This window comes from Commensalibacter sp. M0133, assembly GCF_016101485.1.
GTDB classification, from domain to species: Bacteria; Pseudomonadota; Alphaproteobacteria; order Acetobacterales; family Acetobacteraceae; genus Commensalibacter; species Commensalibacter melissae.
Map to the genome: position 1 here is coordinate 577,814 of NZ_JACFQI010000001.1, position 22,779 is coordinate 600,592.

At 37.4% G+C, this 22,779-nt stretch carries 19 protein-coding genes; 6 read left to right on the top strand and 13 right to left on the bottom strand.

Annotated features, from left to right (window positions below; genetic code table 11):
- Positions 1 to 110 precede the first annotated feature (110 nt).
- From cyoD to H3T46_RS02665, 5 genes are all read right to left on the bottom strand, one after another.
- Positions 111 to 446, bottom strand: a complete 336-nt coding sequence (gene cyoD, locus H3T46_RS02645; protein ID WP_110438187.1) for a cytochrome o ubiquinol oxidase subunit IV — start codon at positions 444 to 446, stop codon at positions 111 to 113.
- Positions 446 to 1,066 carry a cytochrome o ubiquinol oxidase subunit III gene (gene cyoC / locus H3T46_RS02650; RefSeq protein ID WP_198197329.1) on the bottom strand — a complete coding sequence of 207 codons (621 nt, stop codon included), beginning with the start codon at positions 1,064 to 1,066 and terminating at the stop codon, positions 446 to 448. The genes cyoD and cyoC overlap by 1 nt, the downstream gene beginning before the upstream one ends.
- On the bottom strand, positions 1,066 to 3,054 hold the full coding sequence (gene cyoB / locus H3T46_RS02655; protein WP_110438188.1) for a cytochrome o ubiquinol oxidase subunit I: 1,989 nt from the start codon (positions 3,052 to 3,054) through the stop codon (positions 1,066 to 1,068). The genes cyoC and cyoB overlap by 1 nt, the downstream gene beginning before the upstream one ends.
- 4 nt (positions 3,055 to 3,058) lie before the next feature.
- Complete coding sequence (gene cyoA / locus H3T46_RS02660; protein ID WP_370533598.1) at positions 3,059 to 4,021, bottom strand: ubiquinol oxidase subunit II; 963 nt, start codon at positions 4,019 to 4,021, stop codon at positions 3,059 to 3,061.
- A gap of 329 nt (positions 4,022 to 4,350) precedes the next feature.
- Positions 4,351 to 5,121 carry a Bax inhibitor-1/YccA family protein gene (locus tag H3T46_RS02665; protein ID WP_122123732.1) on the bottom strand — a complete coding sequence of 257 codons (771 nt, stop codon included), beginning with the start codon at positions 5,119 to 5,121 and terminating at the stop codon, positions 4,351 to 4,353.
- Between the two features lie 137 nt (positions 5,122 to 5,258).
- Here H3T46_RS02665 and thpR point away from each other — a divergent pair, with 137 nt between their 5' ends.
- On the top strand, positions 5,259 to 5,804 hold the full coding sequence (gene thpR / locus H3T46_RS02670; protein ID WP_155565610.1) for an RNA 2',3'-cyclic phosphodiesterase: 546 nt from the start codon (positions 5,259 to 5,261) through the stop codon (positions 5,802 to 5,804).
- On the opposite strand, the gene H3T46_RS02675 is transcribed toward thpR, so the two are convergent.
- Positions 5,801 to 7,867, bottom strand: a complete 2,067-nt coding sequence (locus H3T46_RS02675; RefSeq protein WP_198197330.1) for a lysylphosphatidylglycerol synthase domain-containing protein — start codon at positions 7,865 to 7,867, stop codon at positions 5,801 to 5,803. The two genes, thpR and H3T46_RS02675, sit on opposite strands and share 4 nt — an antisense overlap.
- 51 nt (positions 7,868 to 7,918) lie before the next feature.
- Complete coding sequence (locus H3T46_RS02680; protein WP_198197331.1) at positions 7,919 to 9,532, bottom strand: lysine--tRNA ligase; 1,614 nt, start codon at positions 9,530 to 9,532, stop codon at positions 7,919 to 7,921.
- Positions 9,533 to 9,658: 126 nt separating this feature from the next.
- Here H3T46_RS02680 and H3T46_RS02685 point away from each other — a divergent pair, with 126 nt between their 5' ends.
- A complete protein-coding gene (locus H3T46_RS02685) occupies positions 9,659 to 12,481 on the top strand; it encodes an ATP-dependent DNA helicase (RefSeq protein ID WP_198197332.1) in 2,823 nt (940 codons plus the stop codon).
- Between the two features lie 95 nt (positions 12,482 to 12,576).
- On the opposite strand, the gene H3T46_RS02690 is transcribed toward H3T46_RS02685, so the two are convergent.
- The 3 genes from H3T46_RS02690 to groES form a co-directional block, all read right to left on the bottom strand.
- Positions 12,577 to 12,780 carry a cold-shock protein gene (locus H3T46_RS02690; RefSeq protein WP_110438195.1) on the bottom strand — a complete coding sequence of 68 codons (204 nt, stop codon included), beginning with the start codon at positions 12,778 to 12,780 and terminating at the stop codon, positions 12,577 to 12,579.
- Positions 12,781 to 13,242: 462 nt separating this feature from the next.
- Positions 13,243 to 14,889: a chaperonin GroEL gene (gene groL / locus H3T46_RS02695; RefSeq protein WP_110438196.1), complete on the bottom strand. Its 1,647-nt coding sequence runs from the start codon at positions 14,887 to 14,889 to the stop codon at positions 13,243 to 13,245.
- A 68-nt stretch (positions 14,890 to 14,957) separates the two neighbouring features.
- The gene (gene groES, locus H3T46_RS02700) at positions 14,958 to 15,248 is read right to left on the bottom strand and encodes a co-chaperone GroES (protein ID WP_110438197.1); all 291 of its coding nucleotides are present in this window, start codon (positions 15,246 to 15,248) and stop codon (positions 14,958 to 14,960) included.
- A 339-nt stretch (positions 15,249 to 15,587) separates the two neighbouring features.
- On the opposite strand from groES, the gene H3T46_RS02705 reads away from it, so the two are divergent.
- From H3T46_RS02705 to H3T46_RS02715, 3 genes are all read left to right on the top strand, one after another.
- The gene (locus H3T46_RS02705) at positions 15,588 to 16,175 is read left to right on the top strand and encodes a TetR/AcrR family transcriptional regulator (RefSeq protein WP_122123737.1); all 588 of its coding nucleotides are present in this window, start codon (positions 15,588 to 15,590) and stop codon (positions 16,173 to 16,175) included.
- Between the two features lie 71 nt (positions 16,176 to 16,246).
- On the top strand, positions 16,247 to 17,332 hold the full coding sequence (locus H3T46_RS02710) for an alkene reductase (protein ID WP_198197333.1): 1,086 nt from the start codon (positions 16,247 to 16,249) through the stop codon (positions 17,330 to 17,332).
- A 111-nt stretch (positions 17,333 to 17,443) separates the two neighbouring features.
- Positions 17,444 to 18,535, top strand: a complete 1,092-nt coding sequence (locus tag H3T46_RS02715) for an alkene reductase (protein WP_198197334.1) — start codon at positions 17,444 to 17,446, stop codon at positions 18,533 to 18,535.
- 54 nt (positions 18,536 to 18,589) lie between these two features.
- On the opposite strand, the gene H3T46_RS02720 is transcribed toward H3T46_RS02715, so the two are convergent.
- Genes H3T46_RS02720 through H3T46_RS02730 form a run of 3 tightly spaced genes read right to left on the bottom strand, consistent with a single transcriptional unit; the run spans position 18,590 to position 21,525 of the window.
- A complete protein-coding gene (locus tag H3T46_RS02720; RefSeq protein ID WP_198197335.1) occupies positions 18,590 to 19,483 on the bottom strand; it encodes an S-methyl-5'-thioadenosine phosphorylase in 894 nt (297 codons plus the stop codon).
- Entirely contained in the window at positions 19,470 to 20,267 is a 798-nt protein-coding gene (locus H3T46_RS02725; RefSeq protein WP_198197336.1) for a cytochrome c1, read from the bottom strand. The genes H3T46_RS02720 and H3T46_RS02725 overlap by 14 nt, the downstream gene beginning before the upstream one ends.
- A gap of 16 nt (positions 20,268 to 20,283) precedes the next feature.
- Positions 20,284 to 21,525, bottom strand: coding sequence for a cytochrome b N-terminal domain-containing protein (locus H3T46_RS02730; protein ID WP_198197337.1), 1,242 nt, complete (start codon positions 21,523 to 21,525; stop codon positions 20,284 to 20,286).
- Positions 21,526 to 21,705: 180 nt separating this feature from the next.
- Here H3T46_RS02730 and H3T46_RS02735 point away from each other — a divergent pair, with 180 nt between their 5' ends.
- Positions 21,706 to 22,773, top strand: coding sequence for a hypothetical protein (locus tag H3T46_RS02735; RefSeq protein WP_110438204.1), 1,068 nt, complete (start codon positions 21,706 to 21,708; stop codon positions 22,771 to 22,773).
- Positions 22,774 to 22,779 lie beyond the last annotated feature (6 nt).

A 22,779-nucleotide genomic window follows, 5' to 3' on the forward strand; every position in this document is an offset into this window, starting at 1 on the left:
ATATCAGTCCTTAATCAATAAAAAACCCTTTATCATTTGATAAAGGGTTTTTTTATAACTTGATTTCATTTTGCCCCATAATGATTTACAGGACAAAACGTAAATATAATTTATCGAGACATCATGTTATAACTTGCATTATGCATTACGAATAACGTTCCAAATACAATAACGATTGCTACGAAAAGCGAAAATGCATAACTTACCAAATCAACACGTTTTTCTGGAGACACACTGACATGCAAGAAGAATACTGACTGAACAATAATTTGTAATGCTGCCAATACCCCAAGCGTAGTTGCAGTAGCCATCGTTGAAAACATATGTTCCATAACGATATAAAAAGCAATTACCGTAAGGATGATCGATAATACATACCCGACTATATAGGATGCTACAGAGCCGTGTCCTGCCTCTTCTGAGGCTGTAGTGTGATTTTCTGTCATTATGCCATACTCAACAGGTAAACGAAACTAAATACGCAAATCCAAACAATATCCAAGAAATGCCAAAATAAACTCATACAAGCCAATCTTGGCATCATTGTTTTGTTTAGACCTTTTGTTACCAATTGAATCATCAGAACCGTCATCCAAATCAGACCCAAAGTAACATGTAAGCCATGCGTTCCAACAAGTGTAAAGAATGCCGACCAATAAGCGCTGACGGTTGGTGAGGCACCATGTTGAACAAAAGCGATAAACTCTTGAACTTCCAAAACAAGAAACCCTAAACCAAGAATGGCTGAGACCACCATCCATAAAAGTGTTCCATTGTTACTGTTACGACGCGCCTGAATCATCGCGAAACCGAAGGTAAGTGAACTTGTCAACAGCAAGGCAGTTTCAATAGCCACTCGTCCCAGTTCAAACATTTCTTTACTGGTTGGACCACCAGCAAACTGATTTCTTAAAACCGCATAACTGGTAAATAAACACCCAAAGACAATGCAGTCCGACATCAAATACATCCAAAAGCCAAAGAATGAATGATTTTCATGCTCATGTTCGTGTTCATGAACATTTTGTGAAGTATTTGACATCGTTGTACTAATATTCTCAGCCATTATTCAGCCACCTGTGTCATAAGTTTACGAGAATGTTCTTTTTCAATACGTTCAACTTCTGAAGCAGGAATGACATATTCTTTATCATCTTTAAAGCTATAGCCAATAGCTAATACAAAATTAAGAATTACGGTAACAATCACAAGCCACCAGATATGCCAAACTGCCGCAAATCCCAGAACCAATGCAAACATGCCATGCCAAAAACCTGCAGACGTGTTTTTGGGCATAAGAATATCCTTATAGGTTTCAGACGTACGACGTGTATCAATTCCATGCTCTTTATTATATGCATAAGCATCACGTGATTGAACAACTGGAATATGAGCAAAGTTATAAACAGGAGCTGGAGAAGAAGTTGACCATTCAAGACTACGACCATCCCATGGATCACCCGTTACATCAATATTTTCAGGTTTTTTCGCGTTAATAATACCAAGGAAAATCTGTAATAATTGGCAAACAACACCACAAAGGATACAAAATACACCAACACAGGCAATCTGTAACCAGAAATGCCAATTGGGATTGTCATAATGATTCAAACGACGAACCATTCCATCAAATCCGGTAATGTATAATGGAACAAATGAAAGGAAAAATCCAAAGAACCAGAAAAAGAATGCAGCCTTACCAAGTTTCTGACTCATCTTGAAACCGGTTACTTTTGGAGCCCAAAAATTCATCCCCGCGACATAACCAAAATAAACACCACCAATAATAGTATTATGGAAGTGAGCAATCAAGAATTCACTATTATGCAAAACGAAGTCACTGGCTGGAATTGCCAGCATAACCCCGGTCATACCACCAATAACGAAAACAATCATAAATCCGATTGTCCAATACATTGGTGCAGTAAATTCGATACGTCCTCTAAACATGGTAAAGAGCCAGTTAAAGACCTTAACTCCTGTTGGGATGGCAATGATCATCGTCATGATACCAAAAAAGGTATTAACATTTGCTCCGGCACCCATTGTAAAGAAGTGATGAACCCAAACTAGCAAGGACAAGGTCGTAATCGCCAAACTTGCATAAACCATTGTTGCATAACCGAATAATGGTTTTTTGCAAAATACAGGAACAACTTCCGAGAAAACACCAAAGGCAGGAATTACAAGAATGTAAACTTCAGGATGTCCCCATGCCCAGATCAGATTCAAATACAACATTACATTTCCACCACCATCATTGGTAAAGAAATGCATTCCACAATAACGATCCAGTGCCAATTCAGCCACAGCTACTGTCAAGGCAGGGAATGTCGTAAAAATCATGATACAAGATGCAATAACAGTCCATGTGAAAACAGGAATACGCATCCATGTCATTCCTGGGGCACGCATTTTGACAACTGTAGTTATAAAGTTAACAGCAGTCAAAAGCGTTCCAACACCGGAAATCTGAACAGCCCAGATATAATAGTCTACCCCTACGCCAGGACTGAACTGCAATTCAGAAACAGGTGGATAGGCCAACCAACCAGCAGTCGAGAAATCACCAATAAACAAAGAGATGTTAACTAGTATAGCACCAGCAGTCGTTAACCAAAAACTTAATGAGTTGATAAATGGAAAAGCGACGTCACGGGCACCAATCTGCAAAGGAACGATAAGGTTAAATAGACCCTGCATAAATGCCATGGCCATGAAGAAAATCATGATTGTACCATGAGCAGTGAAAATTTGGTCATAATGCGATGGAGGCAGGTAACCAGGACTATTATAAGCCATGGCCTGTTGCAGACGCATCATGATAGCATCCGCAAATCCACGGAATAACATAACAAGTGCAAGCACGATGTACATTATACCGATACGCTTGTGATCAACCGAGAAAAGCCAGTTTCTGAACAATACACCCCATTTACCATAGTATGTGATCGCTCCTAAAACAGCCAATCCAACAATAACTACCCCAATAAATGTCCCTACCAATATAGGTACATGATATGGAATAGCCGAAAGACTTAATTTACCTAACATTTATCTATTCCTCTGCGTGCTTCATTTCACCAGATTGACTTGAACTCATATGAATCATTTGCCCAGTAGCTTTATCCATAACCATACCATTGTTATATTTTGCTATGATTGTATCGAATAAAACCGGTTCCACATGAGCATAGTATTCAACTGGATTTTTAATACTATCTTCATGCAGTTTAGCATATGTTTCATTGTTCAAGTCTTGAGAAGACGCACGAACTTTTTCAATCCAGTCCTGAAATCCCTTTTCATCTTTAACCAATGTACGGAATTTCATATCTGAATATCCAGCACCACTGTAATTATTGGATTCCCCAAAATAATCACCTTCTGTAGAAGCCAATAAATGCAATTGAGTTTGCATACCAGCCATTACATAGACTTGTGACCCTAGCTGCGGAATCCAAAAAGAGTTCATTGTCGCATCGGATGTTAATCGGAAGGAAACTGGTGTATTAACAGGTACTACCAATTGATTAACTGTGGCTATACCATATTCAGGATAAATAAATAACCATTTCCAGTTTAACGCAACAACCTGAACATCAATTGGCTTGACTTGTGGATTATCAGCAGGTGCAGCGATTGGTTTATAAGGATCCAATTCATGAGATGAAACAAATGTTTTATATGCAAGAAAAGCAATCAAACACATTGGAATTCCCCACATACATATTTCAATCGGAAGTGAGAAATCCCATTTTGGTGAATATGTCGCACTGGTATTTGATGCACGATAACGTCTTGCAATAATTAAGGTTGCAATAATAACGGGAATAACAACGCAAAGCATTGCCCCTACCGTCATCATAATCAATTCTTTCTCACTTTGTCCTATCGGTCCTTTTGGATCAAATAAAACCAAGTTACATCCACCCAACATAAGAGTAGATGTTAAACCCACTACCGATAATGTAATTTTCGGTAATAATTTTTTCATTCTATGCCTCGTTGATTCTGACATCGCTCAACTCATCAGCGTGTTTATTTTATAAAACTTCTTTTTAATTGAGAAATCATATAAAAAAACAGTTTTATATTATTAAATTTTTACATAAAATTCATTCTTCATAAAAAGACCACAATTTTTTCTAAATTTAGACATATAATCATGATCTTAGTATAATGTTATTTTATATCTAATTGTTTACTATAAATAACATCCCATTACAACTCACTTTATAAGCAAGCACTTATTTAAGTATTGATTATGGATTATACCTATAGTCAAAAAAAATAGTGCTGAAAAAAAACAGCACTATTTTCAACATTCATAAAACTGTCATTTTAAGCCTAGTTATCGTTTTGACGAACACCCATGAATTGCAGCATAAACTGAAACAGGTTGATAAAATTCAAATACATACTTAAGGCATCATAAACGCTGGCTTTAAGCACGATATCAGACCCTTCATATTGATAGAGATTTTGATAGGAAAGCTTAATACGTTGAGTATCCGTAGCGGCAAGACCTGTAAAAATGATCACTCCAACTATATTAATGATTAATCCTAGTTGTCCGCTTTTGAAAAAAATATTCGCAACCATGGCTAAAACAAGACCAAACAGACCCATTCCTAAAAAAGAACCAATACCTGTCAAATCTTTGTGAGTTGAGTATCCCCACAAAGACATTCCTGCAAACATACCTGCTGTGACTACAAACGTCCTTACGATGGATTCACCTGTATATACATAGAAGATATTTGCCATACTAACGCCCATGACACCACAAAATACCCAGAAAAGCGTTTGTGCAGCTTGCGTTGAAAGACGATTGACCCCAAAGGACATTACCAATACAAATGCCAATGGTGAAAAAATAGCGATATAACCCAATAATGTTGGAGTGATTCCAATGGTTCTGTACCCCATCACTACCGGATGATAAAATATATCACCTAAAGATGTGTTAACAACCAAATATGAAACTAATGCAGTTAGCAACAACCCTGATGCCATCCAATTATAGATACGAAGCATATAATTTCTAAGACCTGCATCATATGCGACTTTGGCATTGACATTGGTCATATTGTTATAAGAATCAGGACGAAATACCATTTACTTTACTCATTAAAATTTTCATAGACTTATATAATATATTTCATTTACAGCCCAAATATCAAGCATTGAAAAAAAATATGTTATATTCATAATTAATACGCAAAGAGTTGAATTATAAAAACAGAATTGATCATATGCGCTTATTTATAGGTATTGATTTCCCAGATTATGTAACTCGCCATTTAAGTCAATTAAGAGGTAGTTTGACCTATGTAAGATGGTATGACCCTGGGACTTACCACCTCACACTAAATTTTATAGGTGAAATTAATGACTATGATCTGTTGAATGATCTTGATTTGACACTTGAAAAAATATCGCCTCCTTCATTCAATTTGACAATTGATAAGGTTAATCTATTTCAAACAGCATCCAATACCCAAATATTATGGGCGGGGATCCAGCCTTCTGAGAGTCTGGTTCATTTACGTAAAAAAGTGGAACAAATCTTAAGACAATTAGAAATCAAAACTCAAAAACAAAAATTTGTTCCCCATATTACACTGGGGAAAGGTTCTTACCTTCCTCAAGAACATATCAAACAATGGTTGAATCATTATAACCTGTTAAAAATTCCCGATATTGAAATAACCCACTTCTCATTGTTCAGCTCGTATCCTGGTAAGGAGCAGCCCAATTACATAATTGAGAAAAATTATCCATTATCTTTTCAAACTTAAGATTTTTTGAATTTACCAATCAGATTAATCATAAAACTAGCATACTGGACTTCACAACAAACAAAATGGTCCGTTTTATCCAGTTTCAAACTCGCCAATCCAAAATCGTGATAAATGGTCAGGTATTTTTTTCCCGCACCCCAAAAACCAATAGACCGATTTTCCTGTAACGCCAAATCCCTTAGACGCCAGATAGTATTGACAATTTCACGTTCATTACCCACGGGATCTCCTATTCCGACTAAAAAATTATCCTTACGAATAAAAGGTATAGCCGTTCCCTCCTTTGAGCAGATCAAGATACCATTCGGTTTAATATCATCCAGTAATTTATTGTCTGTATCAGACATAACCCGATATAATTCTTTAGTTTCCCCTGACCAGGGCCATGAAACTATTTTTGCTGGAAGCATAAGCTTAAACAATATTAAAATTCCGCTTATTCCCACCACTGCAATAATTACTTTTGTTGCGATTGAAATATTGCCAGAGAAAAAAACCTGAACAACTCCATATTGTGCAATTGATTGCGGGATTAACCAGTTTATTATCAATACAGTGGTTAAAAATAAAATAACCTCTACAATAATTTTGCTGGAAAACGGTGCATCCGTTAAACTGGCTGATCGATAATAACATTTTCTAAACGGAGCAATAAAAAACGCAACCAAAGTCAGTATGGCCGGAATAATGAGATAAGTTCCCATAATCAACGTAATTACTGCTGATGCAATTAAAATACAAAAACTTAATCCCCATGCGAGTGTAATTCTACGGACTAATGACACCGTAAGAGTTAATAGGATGAGACCTAAAAACGATAAAATATAATCGCCTGTAAGTTCAATAAATAATGAAAAAGTTCCTGCATCATGAAGAATCAATCCGGAATCAAACAAAGGCACAGCCAGATCAATCAAAGCGCAAATAAAAACTGCCGCTGCTGCAATAGCTACAGAAAAAGCCGCATCACTCTCCCGCAGATTTTCATCAATGAATAGAGATGGATTAAATCGTAACAGATTCTTTTTTCTGGGCTTATCAAATATGGATTTGCTTCTAATTAAAATTTCATGCACTGCAAACATACTGCCTGCAATAAACAATGGTATTAAATAATACAAAAACCGGAAAACAAATATAACACACATAATATTGGCCATTGGCATATAATTTTTTAAAGCCAATATCATGCTGCCCTCAAACACCCCTGCACCTCCAGGTACACTTGATATTAACCCGGCAATATAAGAAGCAATATAAATCGCCATAAAAGACATAAAATCAAGTGCAGGATAACCAATCATGATCGAATGAGACGGTACGACACAATAAGGGATTGCAGCCGTTATTATAACTTCAGCAGTTGCGACAACAATTTGTGAAATAGCCATGGATGGTCGAGGAAACGATAAAGTATATTTCCAGACTTTTAACGTATTGCATCGGAATGAAAGAAAAATATAACCAAAGACCCCTAACCACGCGACAATTCCGATAAAAATAAATATCCAGCCTGGCAATGCCTGCCCAATGATTGGTAATGAATTCGATTTAAATATTAATAACGCGCCTACTAGCACCGCAACACCTATAAAATAGGTAATGGAACAAAAGGCGATAACCTGAAGGATTTCTAAAGGCTTAAGCCCCCAACTCCCATATAACCGGAAACGAACCATTGCTCCAGAAACTGCCGACAAACCAATATTATGTGAAAGCACATAGGAACAAAAAGATGCAAAGGCAGTTTTCAAAAAAGACAAGCGATATCCAATTTGTCTAACAGCCATTTTATCATAAAACGACAGAACAAAAAATGACAATAAGGTGCACGCTCCAGCCATTAACAAGGAAAAAGTGGGAATTTGTTCAAAAGATAGCTTAATCTCTTTCAGGCTGAGATGTTTGAATTCCTTTTGCACAACATAAATTGCAGCCATGAATAACAAAACACCAAGAATACGAGAACAATATTTTAAATAAATCTTCCAACCCGTGTTTTTATAATGTTTCCCATCATTCTGGGTGTTATTGAGTTTTTCGAAATCCGATGGCTGCATGAATCTTCTATGTTATAATTGATAAAGCAAAATCTTTCGATCTTCTTATATTTATCTTTTTACCGCCTTGTTAATCAACTCTATTGTTTCTTTTATTCCATATACGGCGATAAACATTCCGAAACGCGGCCCATCTTTTTGTCCGAGTAACACTTCATAAAGACAACCAAACCAATCCCTTAACGGTTCAAATTCGTATTTTTTACCGATTGCAAACACCAAATTTTGTAAAATATCTGGTTTATGCTCTTCCGCTGGTAATTTCTTCAATTCAACAGATAACTCAATCAAAGCCCTTGCCTCTCGTTCATCCGGTGTACGATAAACCTTATGGGGACGAATGAAATCAGCATAATATGCCAGGGCATTCTCTACTAGCTGAGCCAACATGGGGTTATTATCTGGCGATACAGATTCATCATATCGTTTAAGAAATCCCCATAATATCTCGGCTCTTTCCGCGTTCGCAACACTGGCAAGATTTAATAACATTGCGAATGAAATCGGACTTCCCGCTTTTTTTGGTAAAACACCTCCATGTATGAACCAGGCAGGATTAGCATATTTCTTTTCTTTTTCAGCGGGTCCGACACTATCATCTCCCCGCTCTGATTTCTGCCAATTTTCAACATGTTTAAGATATTCATCTGTAGTCTTGGGTATAACATCAAAAAATAATCTTTTCGCCCGTCTAGGTGCATTAAACATATATTGCGCAAGACTTTCCGAGGGACCATATCGCAACCATTCTTCAATCGACAGTCCATTTCCTTTCGATTTTGAGATTTTTTGCCCCTGATCATCAAGAAATAATTCATATGTTAGATTGGCTGGTGGAGTGCCACCAAGAATTTTACAAATCTTGCTTGAAAGTCGAACACTGTCAATCAGATCCTTTCCTGACATTTCATAATCTACCCCCAGGGCATACCAGCGCATTGCCCAATCAGCTTTCCATTGTAATTTTGCATATCCACCTGTAACAGGGGTTTCAAAAAGCTTGCCATTCCCATCACGCCATTGAATAGTTCCAGATACCGGATCAATTTTTTCCATAGGAACTTGCATAACAATTCCCGTTTCAGGATGGACAGGTAACACAGGGGAATAGGTGGCCCGTCTTTCTTCTCTCAGTGTCGGTGCAATTACAGCAACTATCTTGTCGTGAACTTCCAATATTCTTTTCAAAGCGGAATCGAATTTTCCTGATTGATAATATTCTGTTGAGGAGGCAAATTCATATTCAAATCCAAAATGATCAAGAAAGGAACAAAGTTGGGCATTATTATGTGCACCAAAAGATTCATGTGTTCCAAATGGATCAGGTATACTTGACAAAGGTTTTCCCAAATGTTCTTTTAACATTTCCTGATTAGGTACATTTTCTGGAACTTTACGTAAGCCATCCATATCATCTGAAAATGCAAGAATGACCGCTTTTTTCCCTGTCAGGACCTGATATGCCTGGCTGACCCAAGAAGTGCGAGCCACTTCGCCAAACGTTCCGATATGCGGTAAACCAGAAGGGCCATATCCTGTTTCAAGCAAGGCGGGTTTATCCGATTTATCTTTTTTATTCCGAACATGTTCAGCCAATTTTACGGCTTCCTCGAAAGGCCATATTTTGGGTATTGAAGTAAAAGAAGAAAAATCGTTTATTGTCATTATTTTACAGCCACTATAAAAATGCCTGCCCTCTGATTAAATATGGATTTAAAAAACTATTATCTGTTAGATTAACAGGATAAAAATCAATATATTATCATATACGTATGAATTGTTAGAAAATAAATGGTTTTAAAAGATTATTCCGCATTAATTATTCATGATAATCAGTTTTCATTATTTAATACGGATGGAGAAATTCTTAATTTACCATTACAGACATTGGTCGCTGAACTTGAACAAACAACTGAATTGCTGATCATACACAAATCTTATACCTACCGTAAACTAAAATCCCCAAAAACCATTCATACTGACCGGTGGCTTGATTTGCTTGAACTTGCCGCATTTGTATTTCCCGTTCAATCATTTGGCTATACAGTCACAAATTTTGCCAATGCATTAAAAATCCCCATGCCTTTAAATCCTGAAGCTGATTTTTTAATAATTATCTGCGATTATCTTATCCTAAAATTCAAGGAAGAATATAATCATGGCAACAAAGACCTGATTGCCGCTCGGCTAGCGGCCCTCTATCATGCACAATGGTTATGGGCTCCAATATTATTATCTGCACTTGATATTTCTCTACCGTTACCAGCGCAACAACTGCAAGCTTCCGACGCGCTCAGAATATGGCAACGATTACCAAAATGGCAAGAACTTTCCCCACGTCCCCAACCCAGCCAATTTCCTGTCAAACGCCAGGAAACCTTTAATCGTTTGGCCGAAATTCTGGGACCTGGCGCTGAAGATCGAGCTGGACAAATTGATTTTACAGATGTTGCCCGTTATGCATTTGAACCTTGTGTGGAACAGGGAAAACCCAATATTGTATTAGCCGAGGCAGGAACAGGTACAGGAAAGACCTCTGCCTATATTGCTCCAGCAAGTTTATGGGCTGAACACAATAAAGGAACAGTTTGGATAAATACCTACACGCGCCATTTACAAAGGCAAATCGAACATGAATTCGATCATCTTTATCCAGATCCTGCCACCCGCAAGAAAAAAATTGTTGTCCGAAAAGGTAGAGAGAATTATTTATGTTTATTAAATTTAGATGAATATATTACGCTTCATTTCAATAAAAATGATGGTAACGGTAATAATATCGCCATTATTTTATTATGCAACTGGGCTGAACAAAGCAATGATGGTGATCTTTTTGGAGGTGACCTGCCCAACTGGTTCCATGATCTTTTTGACAACAGAATATTATCTATTCTTGCTGAAAGACGGGGTGAATGCATTCATGCAAGTTGCCCACATTACCAGACTTGTTTTGTTGAACATTCCATTCGCAGAGCCCAAAATGCAGAAATTGTTATTGCAAATCACGCCCTGGTCATTAACCACTTTGCCTGGTCTTTAGATAATGCCTCTCCTGAATGGGAAAGTAATCTACCGTCCCGCTTGATTTTTGACGAGGCCCATCATATATCGGATGCAGCCGATTCAGCTTTTTCAACCGCTTTCTCGGCTACTGAAACCAGCGAACTGAGACGATGGCTATTAGGAAATGAAGGGAACAATACACGTTCAAAAGGATTGAAAAAGCGTATTCATGACGTAATTATTGGCAATAAAGCGCTTGAAAAGGATTTGGAAGAAATTATTGATTCCGCCTGTATTTTACCTCCCTTAAATTGGTCAAGTCATCTTGCATCATTTCATGACAATAAGGATGAAAACCCAACCAATATATCTGAGCGTTTCTTTTACCTCATATATCAGCAAATTCAAGCCCGCTCTTCCCGTAACAAAATTATCAATCAGTCCTACGCGGAAACAAGACAATATGAATGCGATCTCTATCCGCTATTACCGGAATTAGTTGCACTAGTACCAAATTTAATTCAATCCTTTCAAAAATTGCTTAACTGTCTTTTAAAATTTACACGCAATATAGAAACCAAATTAAATAATGAAAAAGACTCTCTGGACAAAATGTCCCTTGAGAGACTTGAGACAACTCACGCAACATTAACCCGGAAAGCGGTTACTCCCTTAACTCTATGGTTGGATCTTTTGACCTCATTGAATAAACCAGAACATTCCAATAGCCAACCTAAAACTCATGTTTCATTTCTGAAATCTGAACATAAGAATAAAAATATAACAGACGTAGGTTTATTTCATCATTGGCTTGACCCAACCATTCCATTGATGAAAATGCTGGCATCTTCAATACAAGGTATGCTTTTCACCTCTGCAACCTTACGCGATGAAAGTAACAATGACACAGAAGCATCCTGGCAAGCAGCCGAACAAAGAGTTGGGACAGAACATCTTCCCGTTCAACCTCTTAGAGCTGCATTAAGTTGTCCCTTCAATTATGACAAGCAAGCCCGCGTTTTTGTAGTTAATGACATTAATATTCATTCCATCAATGAAGTGGCCCATGCCTACCTGCATTTATTCAAGGCCTCCCGAGGTGGCGCATTGGGATTGTTTACAGCAATTCATCGGTTACGTGCAATTTATCACCAGATTAATGAATCTTTGGAAAAAGATAATATTTCTCTTTTTGCGCAACATATCGATCCATTGAGTAATAATAGTCTGGTTGAATTGTTTAAAAATGATATGCGCTCCTGTCTATTGGGTACTGATGCCATGCGGGATGGAATCAATATTCCAGGTAATTCTTTACGCCTTGTTGTATTTGAAAGAATACCCTGGCCTCGCCCTGATATTCTTTATAGAGAAAGAAGAAAGTATTTTTATAAGGACAAACCCAATCTTTATGATGAGCAAATTGTTCGCTTGCGCTTAAGACAGGCTTTTGGCAGATTGATACGTAATCAATCAGACAAGGGAATTTTTATTATTTTGGACCGTCGTACACCAACTCGTGTATTGTCCGCTTTCCCAAAAAATGTTCCGATACGAAAACTGAGCCTACAAGAGGTAATCAATCAGACGACCCTTTTTTATGAAAAATAAATCATCATAAACAACAAAACCAGCTCTTTATCAAAAGAGCTGGCTTGCTTACGGTAAATAGATAACTCTAATACCAGTAATCGTATGCTTCGATCTTACAAAGGCTTGAGATTAGCTGCAGCAGCTTTACCTCTTTCTGTTACAATATCATAGCTTACACGCTGATTTTCCTTCAAATCACGAAGTCCAGCAGCCTGAACAGCTGTAATATGCACAAAAACGTCCTTGCCACCTTCTTCAGGGACAATAAAACCAAATCCTTTTGTAGGATTAAACCATTTCACGGTTCCAGTATACATTATAACCGCGCATCCTTATCATATATAGAATATCAAGCCTTGAAACATAGACCTGATATAGAGTTAAAATCAAAACGAATAAATCGTTTACCTATTCAGAAAGAAAACTTTCATGGGACTATTTGACACATAAAATAAATAAACTGTCAATATAATTATTATTTATTAAATAAAAAAAACATATATATTGTAAATTTAATATAAAATATAAATAAATTTTTAGTATTTATTAAAATTTTAAAATATTTATTTATTATTTAGAATAAAACACTTAAAAAATATATCGTAACATTTCATTTACAATATTATTCAAGACTATTTAATATGGTTAATTTAACAATTACTACTTCATAATTGTGATCAAATATTCACATATATAAAAAGGTTACTGCCATTATTGACAGTAACCTTTCAGAATAAGATAATTATTTAGTTATTATCTTTTGTGCAATAAGGGAGAAATTAGAAATCCATTCCACCCATACCGCCCATGCCACCCATACCTGCAGGCATTTCAGGAGCTTTTTTCTCTGGACGTTCTGCAACCATCGCTTCAGTTGTAATCAACAGACCGGCTACAGAAGCCGCATCTTGTAAAGCGCTACGAACAACCTTTGTCGGATCAATAATACCGGCCTGAACGAGATCCTTATATTCTCCAACCTGAGCATCAAAACCGAAATTATATGAGTCATTTTCAAGAACTTTACCAGCGATAACCGCACCGTCTTCACCAGCATTTTCAACAATTTGGCGTAATGGGGTTTGCAATGCCTTGCGAACAATATCAACACCAACACGTTGATCATCATTTTCGTGAGTATGATTGGAAAGTCTTAAAGATGCACGTGCCAATGCGGTACCACCACCTGGAACAATACCTTCCTCAACTGCCGCACGAGTTGCATGAAGAGCATCATCCACACGATCACGACGTTCCTTAACTTCCACCTCTGTAGATCCACCAACGCGGATAACAGCAACACCACCTGCTAATTTAGCAAGACGTTCCTGTAATTTCTCACGATCATAATCTGAGGTTGTCTCTTCAATCTGAGCACGAATTTGGTTACAACGTCCCTTGATTTGATCAACGTCACCAGTACCTTCAACGATTGTTGTATTTTCCTTATCGATATGAACTTTTTTAGCGTTACCAAGCATTTTAATTGTAACGTTTTCAAGTTTAATGCCGATATCTTCACTTACAACCTGACCACCGGTTAAAATGGCAATATCTTCAAGCATTGCCTTACGACGATCACCAAAACCAGGCGCTTTCACAGCAGCAATTTTCAAGCCACCACGCAACTTGTTAACAACCAAGGTTGCCAATGCCTCACCATCAACATCTTCAGCAATAATCAACAACGGACGACCGCTTTGAACAACACTTTCCAACAAAGGCAACATTGGCTGTAAAGATGAAAGCTTCTTTTCATGGATCAAGATTAAAGGATTATCAAGATCAGCGGTCATTTTTTCTGCATTTGTAACGAAATATGGAGAAATATAACCACGATCAAATTGCATTCCCTCAACAACGTCGAGTTCTGTTTGCAACCCTTTAGCCTCCTCAACAGTGATAACGCCCTCTTTGCCAACTTTTTCCATGGCTTTGCTGATCATATCACCAATTTCTTTTTCACCATTTGCAGAAATGGTTCCAACCTGAGCAATTTCGGATTGGGTAGAAATTTTCTTTGTTTTTGCCTTCAATTCTTCAACAACGATTGAAACCGCCTTATCAATTCCGCGTTTCAGATCCATAGGATTCATACCGGCAGCAACCGATTTTAACCCCTCACGAACAATCGCTTGAGCTAAAACTGTGGCGGTTGTTGTTCCGTCACCGGCAACATCATTGGTTTTTGAAGCAACCTCGCGAACCATTTGGGCGCCCATATTCTCAAACTTGTCAGCAAGCTCGATTTCTTTTGCAACAGATACACCGTCCTTGGTAATACGGGGTGCACCAAAGCTTTTATCAAGAACAACGTTACGTCCTTTTGGACCCAAGGTTACCTTAACTGCATCTGCCAGAATATCAACGCCACGTAACATACGTTGACGTGCATCAGCACCAAATCTTACATCTTTGGCTGCCATAATCTTAATCTCCTACAAGAAATTCTTAAAAAAAAGTCAAATTCAAAAGCTAATGAAAAAATTGCGGATTAACCTACAATTCCCATAATATCGCTTTCTTTCATAATCAAAAGCTCTTCGCCATTTAATTTGACTTCGGTCCCAGACCATTTACCGAATAAAACTTTATCACCTTTTTTAACATCCAGAGGAACAATTTGTCCCTGCTCATTACGAGCTCCCGGACCTACGGCAATGACTTCGCCTTCTTGAGGTTTTTCTTTTGCTGTATCTGGAATGATAATTCCACCGACAGTTTTTTCTTCACTGTTTAGCCGACGAACGACTACACGGTCATGTAATGGACGAAAATTCGTCATTTGGATCGCTCCATAATTTCTATATAATGCCCTTAATCAAAGCAGCATTATGGGTTTTAACTACGCGCGTTTTTGCCGCGTTACTCCAAATATTACAGTGGCATTATTGCCACTTATATTTGGTTTTAAGGTAACCATAATCATGTACAATGTCAACTAAATTTAATTCCTATGCACAGATATATGTTACTTAAATTTTATCGATTGATTTATTGTGTATAATTACAATATATTTTAAAAAATAATACTTATTAAGTAAGTTGCTTACAAAAGATTTTATCACATAACATAACGTGCTTTCAGACTTAAATCTCTTTTTCCGTAACCTCATATCGTCTTATGAATGCTAAAAATAAAAAAAATCTTCTTTTGAAAATTGGTCAGGAATTTTTTGCAAGCCAAGGTTTTACAAATGTTGGTTTAGCTGAAATTCTCAAACAAGCAAATATTCCCAAAGGCTCATTCTATTATTATTTCAATTCCAAGGAAGATTACGGCGTTCAGGTCATTGATCACTATATTGACAATTATATAATGGCTCTTCAGTCCTTACTTAAGTCTTCTTCACTTTCAGGAAAAGATCGTCTACTTAAATATTGGGAAAAATGGCAATTTTCACAATGCGACAATAATTTTGAGGGACATTGTCTTATCGTTAAATTAAGTTCTGAGGTGACGGATTATTCCGAACCGATGCGTAAGGCATTCTGTAGAGGAACCGACCGGATATTATCCCTTATCGCACAAATTATTGCCATAGGCCAAAAAGATAATTCCATTCACAATCAGGCTGACAATTTTTTTATAGCTCAACAATTATATCAACAATGGTTGGGGGCAAGTTTAATGGTGAAAATACAAAAACGGTCTACAGCATTTACTATCGCTCTCCATTTCACAAACTTTCTTCTTGACAATAATATTTAATTTTTCATAGATTAATAGACGACCGGTCTACTATTATTTTAATAATATAATTATTAGTGAGGTTTACCACTATGCCTATTCTATTTGATCCCATTCAATTGGGCGCAATAAAAGCTTCCAACCGTATCATCATGGCTCCTATGTCACGTTCAAGAGCGACAAAAGATCACATCCCCACCCCTATGATGATTGAATATTATCGTCAAAGGGCAACAGCTGGCTTGATCATTTCCGAGGGTACAGGAATTTCACAAGAGGGAATGGGATTTCCCTATGCTCCTGGTATATGGAATAAGGAACAGGTTGAAGCTTGGAAACCCATAACCCAGGCTGTTCATGATGAAGGCGGTAAAATTATTTGCCAATTGTGGCATATGGGACGCACAGTTCATTCTTCATTTTATCCATCTCCCATTTCTGCATCAGCAACCACAGCGCCAGGTCATGCACATACTTATGATGGGAAGAAACCCTATGTCCAGGCAAGGGCTTTACCTGTTGATGAAATTCCAAGAATACTCAATGATTATGCCAAAGCGGCACAAAATGCTATGGACTCTGGTTTTGATGGTGTCCAGATTCATGCCGCAAATGGCTACCTGATTGATGAATTTTTACGTGACAGCAGTAATTTCCGTCAAGATGAATATGGCGGTTCAATTGAAAATCGCCTACGTCTACTAATCGAGATTACGCAAAGGGTTTGCCATGAGGTGGGTTCAGATCGAACATCTGTGCGTCTTTCTCCAAATGAACGTGTACAGGGTGTATTTGACAGCAATGCCAAAAGCCTTTTTATCGCTGCCAGCCAAGCATTGAGTAGAGAAAAAATTAATTTCCTGGAAGTCAGGGAACCACAAATCGGCAATAAAGATAATTATGTGGAGAAAGATTTGACAGATGCTGACTATCATCCACCGATTTTTCCTTCTATGCGGGAAAATTTCAAGGGTAATTTCGTTATTAATGGAACGTATAATGGTCAACTGGCCCAAAAAATTGTTAAAACGGGACAAGCCGATGCAGTTTCATTTGGTCGTCCTTTTATTTCCAATCCGGATTTGGTCGAAAAAATTAAAACGGGCAAACCCTTTGTCCCACATGATTCGTCCATTTGGTATACTCAGGATGAAAAAGGCTATATTGACTTCAAGTAAAATAATGAATGAATAGCCTTCCCGTATCTTTAATGATAATATCATTATGTTCATTTGCTTACGTCAATAGATAAAACTGACTTAACAAGATAATAACATTGGAAAAATTAAATGGTTACTTTATTTGACTCTATTCAATTGGGCGCAATAAAAGCATCTAACCGTATCATCATGGCACCCTTAACCCGGGGACGGGCCACAAAGGATCATATTCCCACTTCTTTAATGATAGAATATTATCGCCAAAGAGCCTCTGCAGGTCTGATCATTTCAGAAGGAACAGGAATTTCACAAGAGGGATTGGGATGGGCATATGCTCCAGGCATATGGAATAAACAGCAAGTTGAGGCATGGAAACCTGTAACCCAGGCTGTTCATGATGAGGGGGGTCATATTATTTGTCAGTTATGGCATATGGGTCGAACCGTACATCCATCATTTTACCCTTCTCCTATTTCCGCATCAGCAACCACAGCTCCAAGATATGCACACACATATGAAGGAAAAAAGCCGTATGAAAAAGTACGTGCATTACCCAAAGAGGAAATTCCCCGATTAATCAATGATTATATAAAAGCTGCAAATCATGCCATGGAAGCGGGATTTGACGGTGTACAAATTCATGCCGCCAATGGATATTTGATTGATGAATTTTTAAGAGACAATTGCAATTTTAGAACGGATGAGTACGGCGGAAGTATTGAAAATAGAATCAGGCTACTAATTGAAATAACACATAATGTCTGCAAAACAGTGGGATCAGACAGAACATCAGTTAGACTTTCACCAAATGAGGAAATTCAAGGCGTTCATGACAGTAATCCCGAACCATTATTTATCGCCGCCTCAAAGGCTTTAAGTAAAGAAAATATTAATTTTTTGGAAGTGAGGGAACCACGACCAGGTGAAGACAATTTTGTCATGTCAACACTTACAGATCAGGATTTCTACCCCCCCATCGCTCCCGCAATGAGGAAAAATTTTAAGGGAAATTTTGTCATTAATGGCTCCTATAATGGGCACTCTGCTCAAAAAATTATCAAGAACAATGAGGCGGATGCCGTTTCATTCGGCCGACCATTTATTTCCAATCCCGACCTTGTTCACAAAATTAAAAATGATATCCCCCTAAAACCATCTGATAGCAAAACCTGGTTCAGTCAGGGAAAAGAAGGTTATACGGATTATCCCGTTGCAAAATAATCCAAGCTCTACTCTGGTTTATAAAAATTGATCAGAGTAGATTCAAAAATGAAATTATAAAACCCGACCAGCAATCGTTTTTAAACGTTCAACCAAAACAGGATCACGTTTTTCCAGTGCCGTTATCAATGCATAATCCAGAGCATGTTTACATTGACATTCACTGTTTCCCTGAGGTCTTTTCCCTAAAGCTGGAATAAATTTCTCAACCAAAGAGCTAGCATGTCTGGCATTTTGCTTCAGTATTCCGACAACAGCTTCAACGCTAACCGCATCATGTTCCTCATGCCAACAATCATAATCGGTAACCATAGCAATTGTCGCATAACAGATTTCTGCCTCTCGCGCCAAAGCTGCCTCTGGCATATTGGTCATACCAATAACAGACGCACCCCATGAACGATAAAGCTGACTTTCCGCCCGTGTTGAAAACTGAGGGCCTTCCATAACAAGATAGGTTCCCCCCTTGACAACTTTGATTTCTAATTGTTTTGCCTGTTCATACAGCATCTGACTCAATTTAGGACAAAATGGATCAGCCAGAGATACATGGGCAACCAATCCCTTTTCAAAAAAACTTTTGGTTCGTAAACGTGAACGGTCAATTAATTGATCCACCACAACAAATGTACCTGGGGACAATTCCTCTTTCAGGGAACCGACAGCAGAAACAGAAACAAGATCCGTAACACCTAGTTTTTTCATCGCTGCAATATTCGCCCGATAATTCACATCTGTTGGGGAATATACATGGCCCCGACCATGTCTCGGTAAGAATACACAGGAAACACCATCAAGTTTACCTTTTAATAACTGATCGGATGGCTTGCCCCAGGGCGTATCAACTTCCACCCACTGTTGATCACTCAAACCTGAAATATTATATAATCCCGAACCACCGATAACCCCAATAACTGGCTTATCATGAGTATGACTATTTATTGACATTTGACCACACTTTACGATTAATAAGAAATACAAGAATAACGATAAAAATCATATAAAGGAAAAGCATTATTCCCATACGATGACGTTCTGTCAAATGGGGATGTGCAGCCCAATTCAGAAAAATGACAACATCTCTTGCTTGTTGTTCAACAGTTGCTGACGTGCCATCTTCATAATGAATACCTCCATCAGTCAAAGGAGGTTTCATCCCTATCTGGTGATGCGGTGCATAAAGATTATAATATGAGGCTTTATTGTCAAAATGAAAACCTGATGGTGCAGTTTCATAACCCAATAATAGAGCCATCACATAATCGGCCCCGTTTTTTCTGATCATCATGTAACGTGAAAAATCCGGCGGTATTTTACCGTTATTGGCTGTTTTCGCAATATTATCATTAAAGTACGGTTTTTTTAAATAATCAGTTACATTGGCTGGACGGTAATAATCCTGCCCTTGATTATCCTTGCCATCCATGACCTGATCCCTATGGGCAATTTTATCAATATGCTCAAGAGTCAATCCCATTTGCTGCAAATCAGCATAACGCATCACATTGATGGAGTGACATGAAGCACATTTTTGTCTATAAACCTGATAACCCCTTTGCACACTCGCATTGTCAAAATATCCTAATGAACCTTTAAAGCTCCACTCATAATGCGGTATAGTAATTTCATGATTTTTAATTAATTGATTTTTATCCGCTGCCCAGATTGTCATCATTGCCGTTATAAAAATCAGGATATTTAAGAAAAAACCTAGAACAATCTTCTTAACCATGCCCATAAATCGCGTCCTATTTATTATCACATAATGAAGAATCATGTAATTTACATCGAATTTCAAAATGGGCCGATAAGGGTAAAATCACTAAAAAATGGCAATAATAATACAATAATGAAAGGCGTCCCAACCATATAAGTGAGTTAAATGTATGAAATTTTCCTACAATACCCAACATTACGAAAGCAATAACCAAAATAATCAATGATATACGGTAAATAGGTCTGTATCGTGCCGATTTAACAGGTGATGAGTCCAGCCACGGAACCAAGAATAGAAGAAAAATCGTTCCTGCTGATAAAGCCATTCCCCCAAATTTATATGGTATTATTTGTAAAATTCCGTAAAAAGGTAGGAAATACCATTCTGGAGCAATGGACGCTGGGGTTTCCAGTGGATTGGCTGGAATATAATTTTCACTATTCGTCAACAACCCTGATTCAAAAAAAATCAAAATAACCATTATTAATCCGGAAACGCCTAGAACCAGCCCATCTTTTGCCACAAAATAAGGAAAGAAAGGAAGAACATTCTTTTTTGATGTAATATCGATTCCTTCAGGATTATTGGATTTTACATGATGCATGCAAATAACATGAAGAAAAACGATAAAACAGATTACAAACGCCATAACAAAATGAATTGTATAGTAACGATGTAATGTCAGTGCGTTTGGTATTTCCCCACCCATCAACCAACCGGACAAATTTTGTCCTATGATTGGAATGGATGAAATCGCTTGAATAACTACATTAGCAGCCCAGTAAGACATTTGCCCCCATGGCAATATATATCCAGCAAAAGCCGTTATCATTACAGAAACTGTCAAAATCATCCCCGAACACCAGACCAGCTCTCTTGGTGATTTATAAGAACCGTAATATAATCCCCTAAACAAATGCAAATATAGAAAAGCCAGAAACAAATTTGATCCTGCCATATGAATGGATCTAATTAACCAGCCGCTTGGCACCCTTCTTTCAATCATCTCTATTGATAGAAAAGCATGATAAGGCAAAGCTGTATAATATAAAGTTAAAAAAATCCCCGTCAGCAACATCAAGAATAAAATAACAGTTAAGACAGCACCAAATGTCCACCAAATATTCAAATTCTTAGGCATTGGAAACTGAATGTATTCTTTCTGAATCACCGAAAAAAAGGGAAAACGTTTGTCCAGCCATAATTTAAAAGACTGTTTGTTCCTAACAGTTTTTTTTCTTTGCCCATTCTGGGATAAATTCAGATCACCCATGCCATTAACTTACTCAATAAAAAGCATACAAATTCAAAAAAATTATAAATAGTATAATAAATAACAATTTCGCCTTTATATTGCTACAATTCCATGTAAAATAAAACCAGTCATGTTTTTTATTAATGATTTACTTGTTTTTTCCTCTTAAAAAAATAATATTCTATAAAGCAATCCTTCATGTCTTTATCGATATCCAGACGACATCTACTTAAATTTTTATCTCTGACAGGTATGACAACAGCTCTACCCTCATTGCCTATTAAGGCTAATGAAGTTTTATCAACGGTTGACCCTACTAAAGATGGTAAAGATGACTATTCACTTATCGTGGGTGGTACAAAAGAAAGTCGAATAGGTCAATTTTCCAGCACACTAGCAGATTTATTTAAACAGAATATCGAGAGTAACCCTTTGTTATCTCTGCAATTCACAACTGGTTATGATAGTGTAACAGCATCAAATTTATTCGATACAAGATTAACCCAAGACGGCTCGATCGCATTGATAACTTCTGGATCTGCAATTATCGCAGCCTTGGCCGCTGATCCGCGTGTTCATTTTGATTATCAACATTGGATACCTGTATTTTCAACCATCACTCCAATTATTGTCATATCGAGACAACCTTTTCACAACTCTATTCCTGATCTTTTAAAGAATAGAACAATGAAAGTTGGAGTCTCCACCCTTATTGGAAAAGAACTTCCAACATTATTGGGAATTGAACTTTTACAAATCAGTACTAAACCCGTAATCGGAATTACAACGTTATCAACTGGAATAGAAGCGTTACGTAACCGAACAATAGATATATTACAGATAGATTCCCCTGAGGGGTTTGCAGAACTGCCAAAATTGTTGGCCGAGGGATTTCATATCTTTTTTTCATTTGATCAGGAATCCTCGTATAGCCCTTCTTTTTCAAGTCTATACACGAAATTGCCCCATTATCGCACAGGCAACACATTATTTGAAATATGGCAAACCCTTGCCCTTGCAGCCAGAATTAATTTTGCCGTTTTCTTGCCCATGCTGACCCCTTCAGCGCTTGTTACAAAATGGCGTTTGAATTTCGAAAAAATCACTGATAATCCTTATTTTCAATCAATTGTACATGCCAACAATATTGTCACTCAAAATAGTTTAAAAACAATTGATAATTTTTCAAAATTGATTCCCTCTGCTACAGCAACTTTGGCATTGAGACGCTGGTTATCCTTGAAGATTTCCCAATGGGAAAATTGAAAAAAA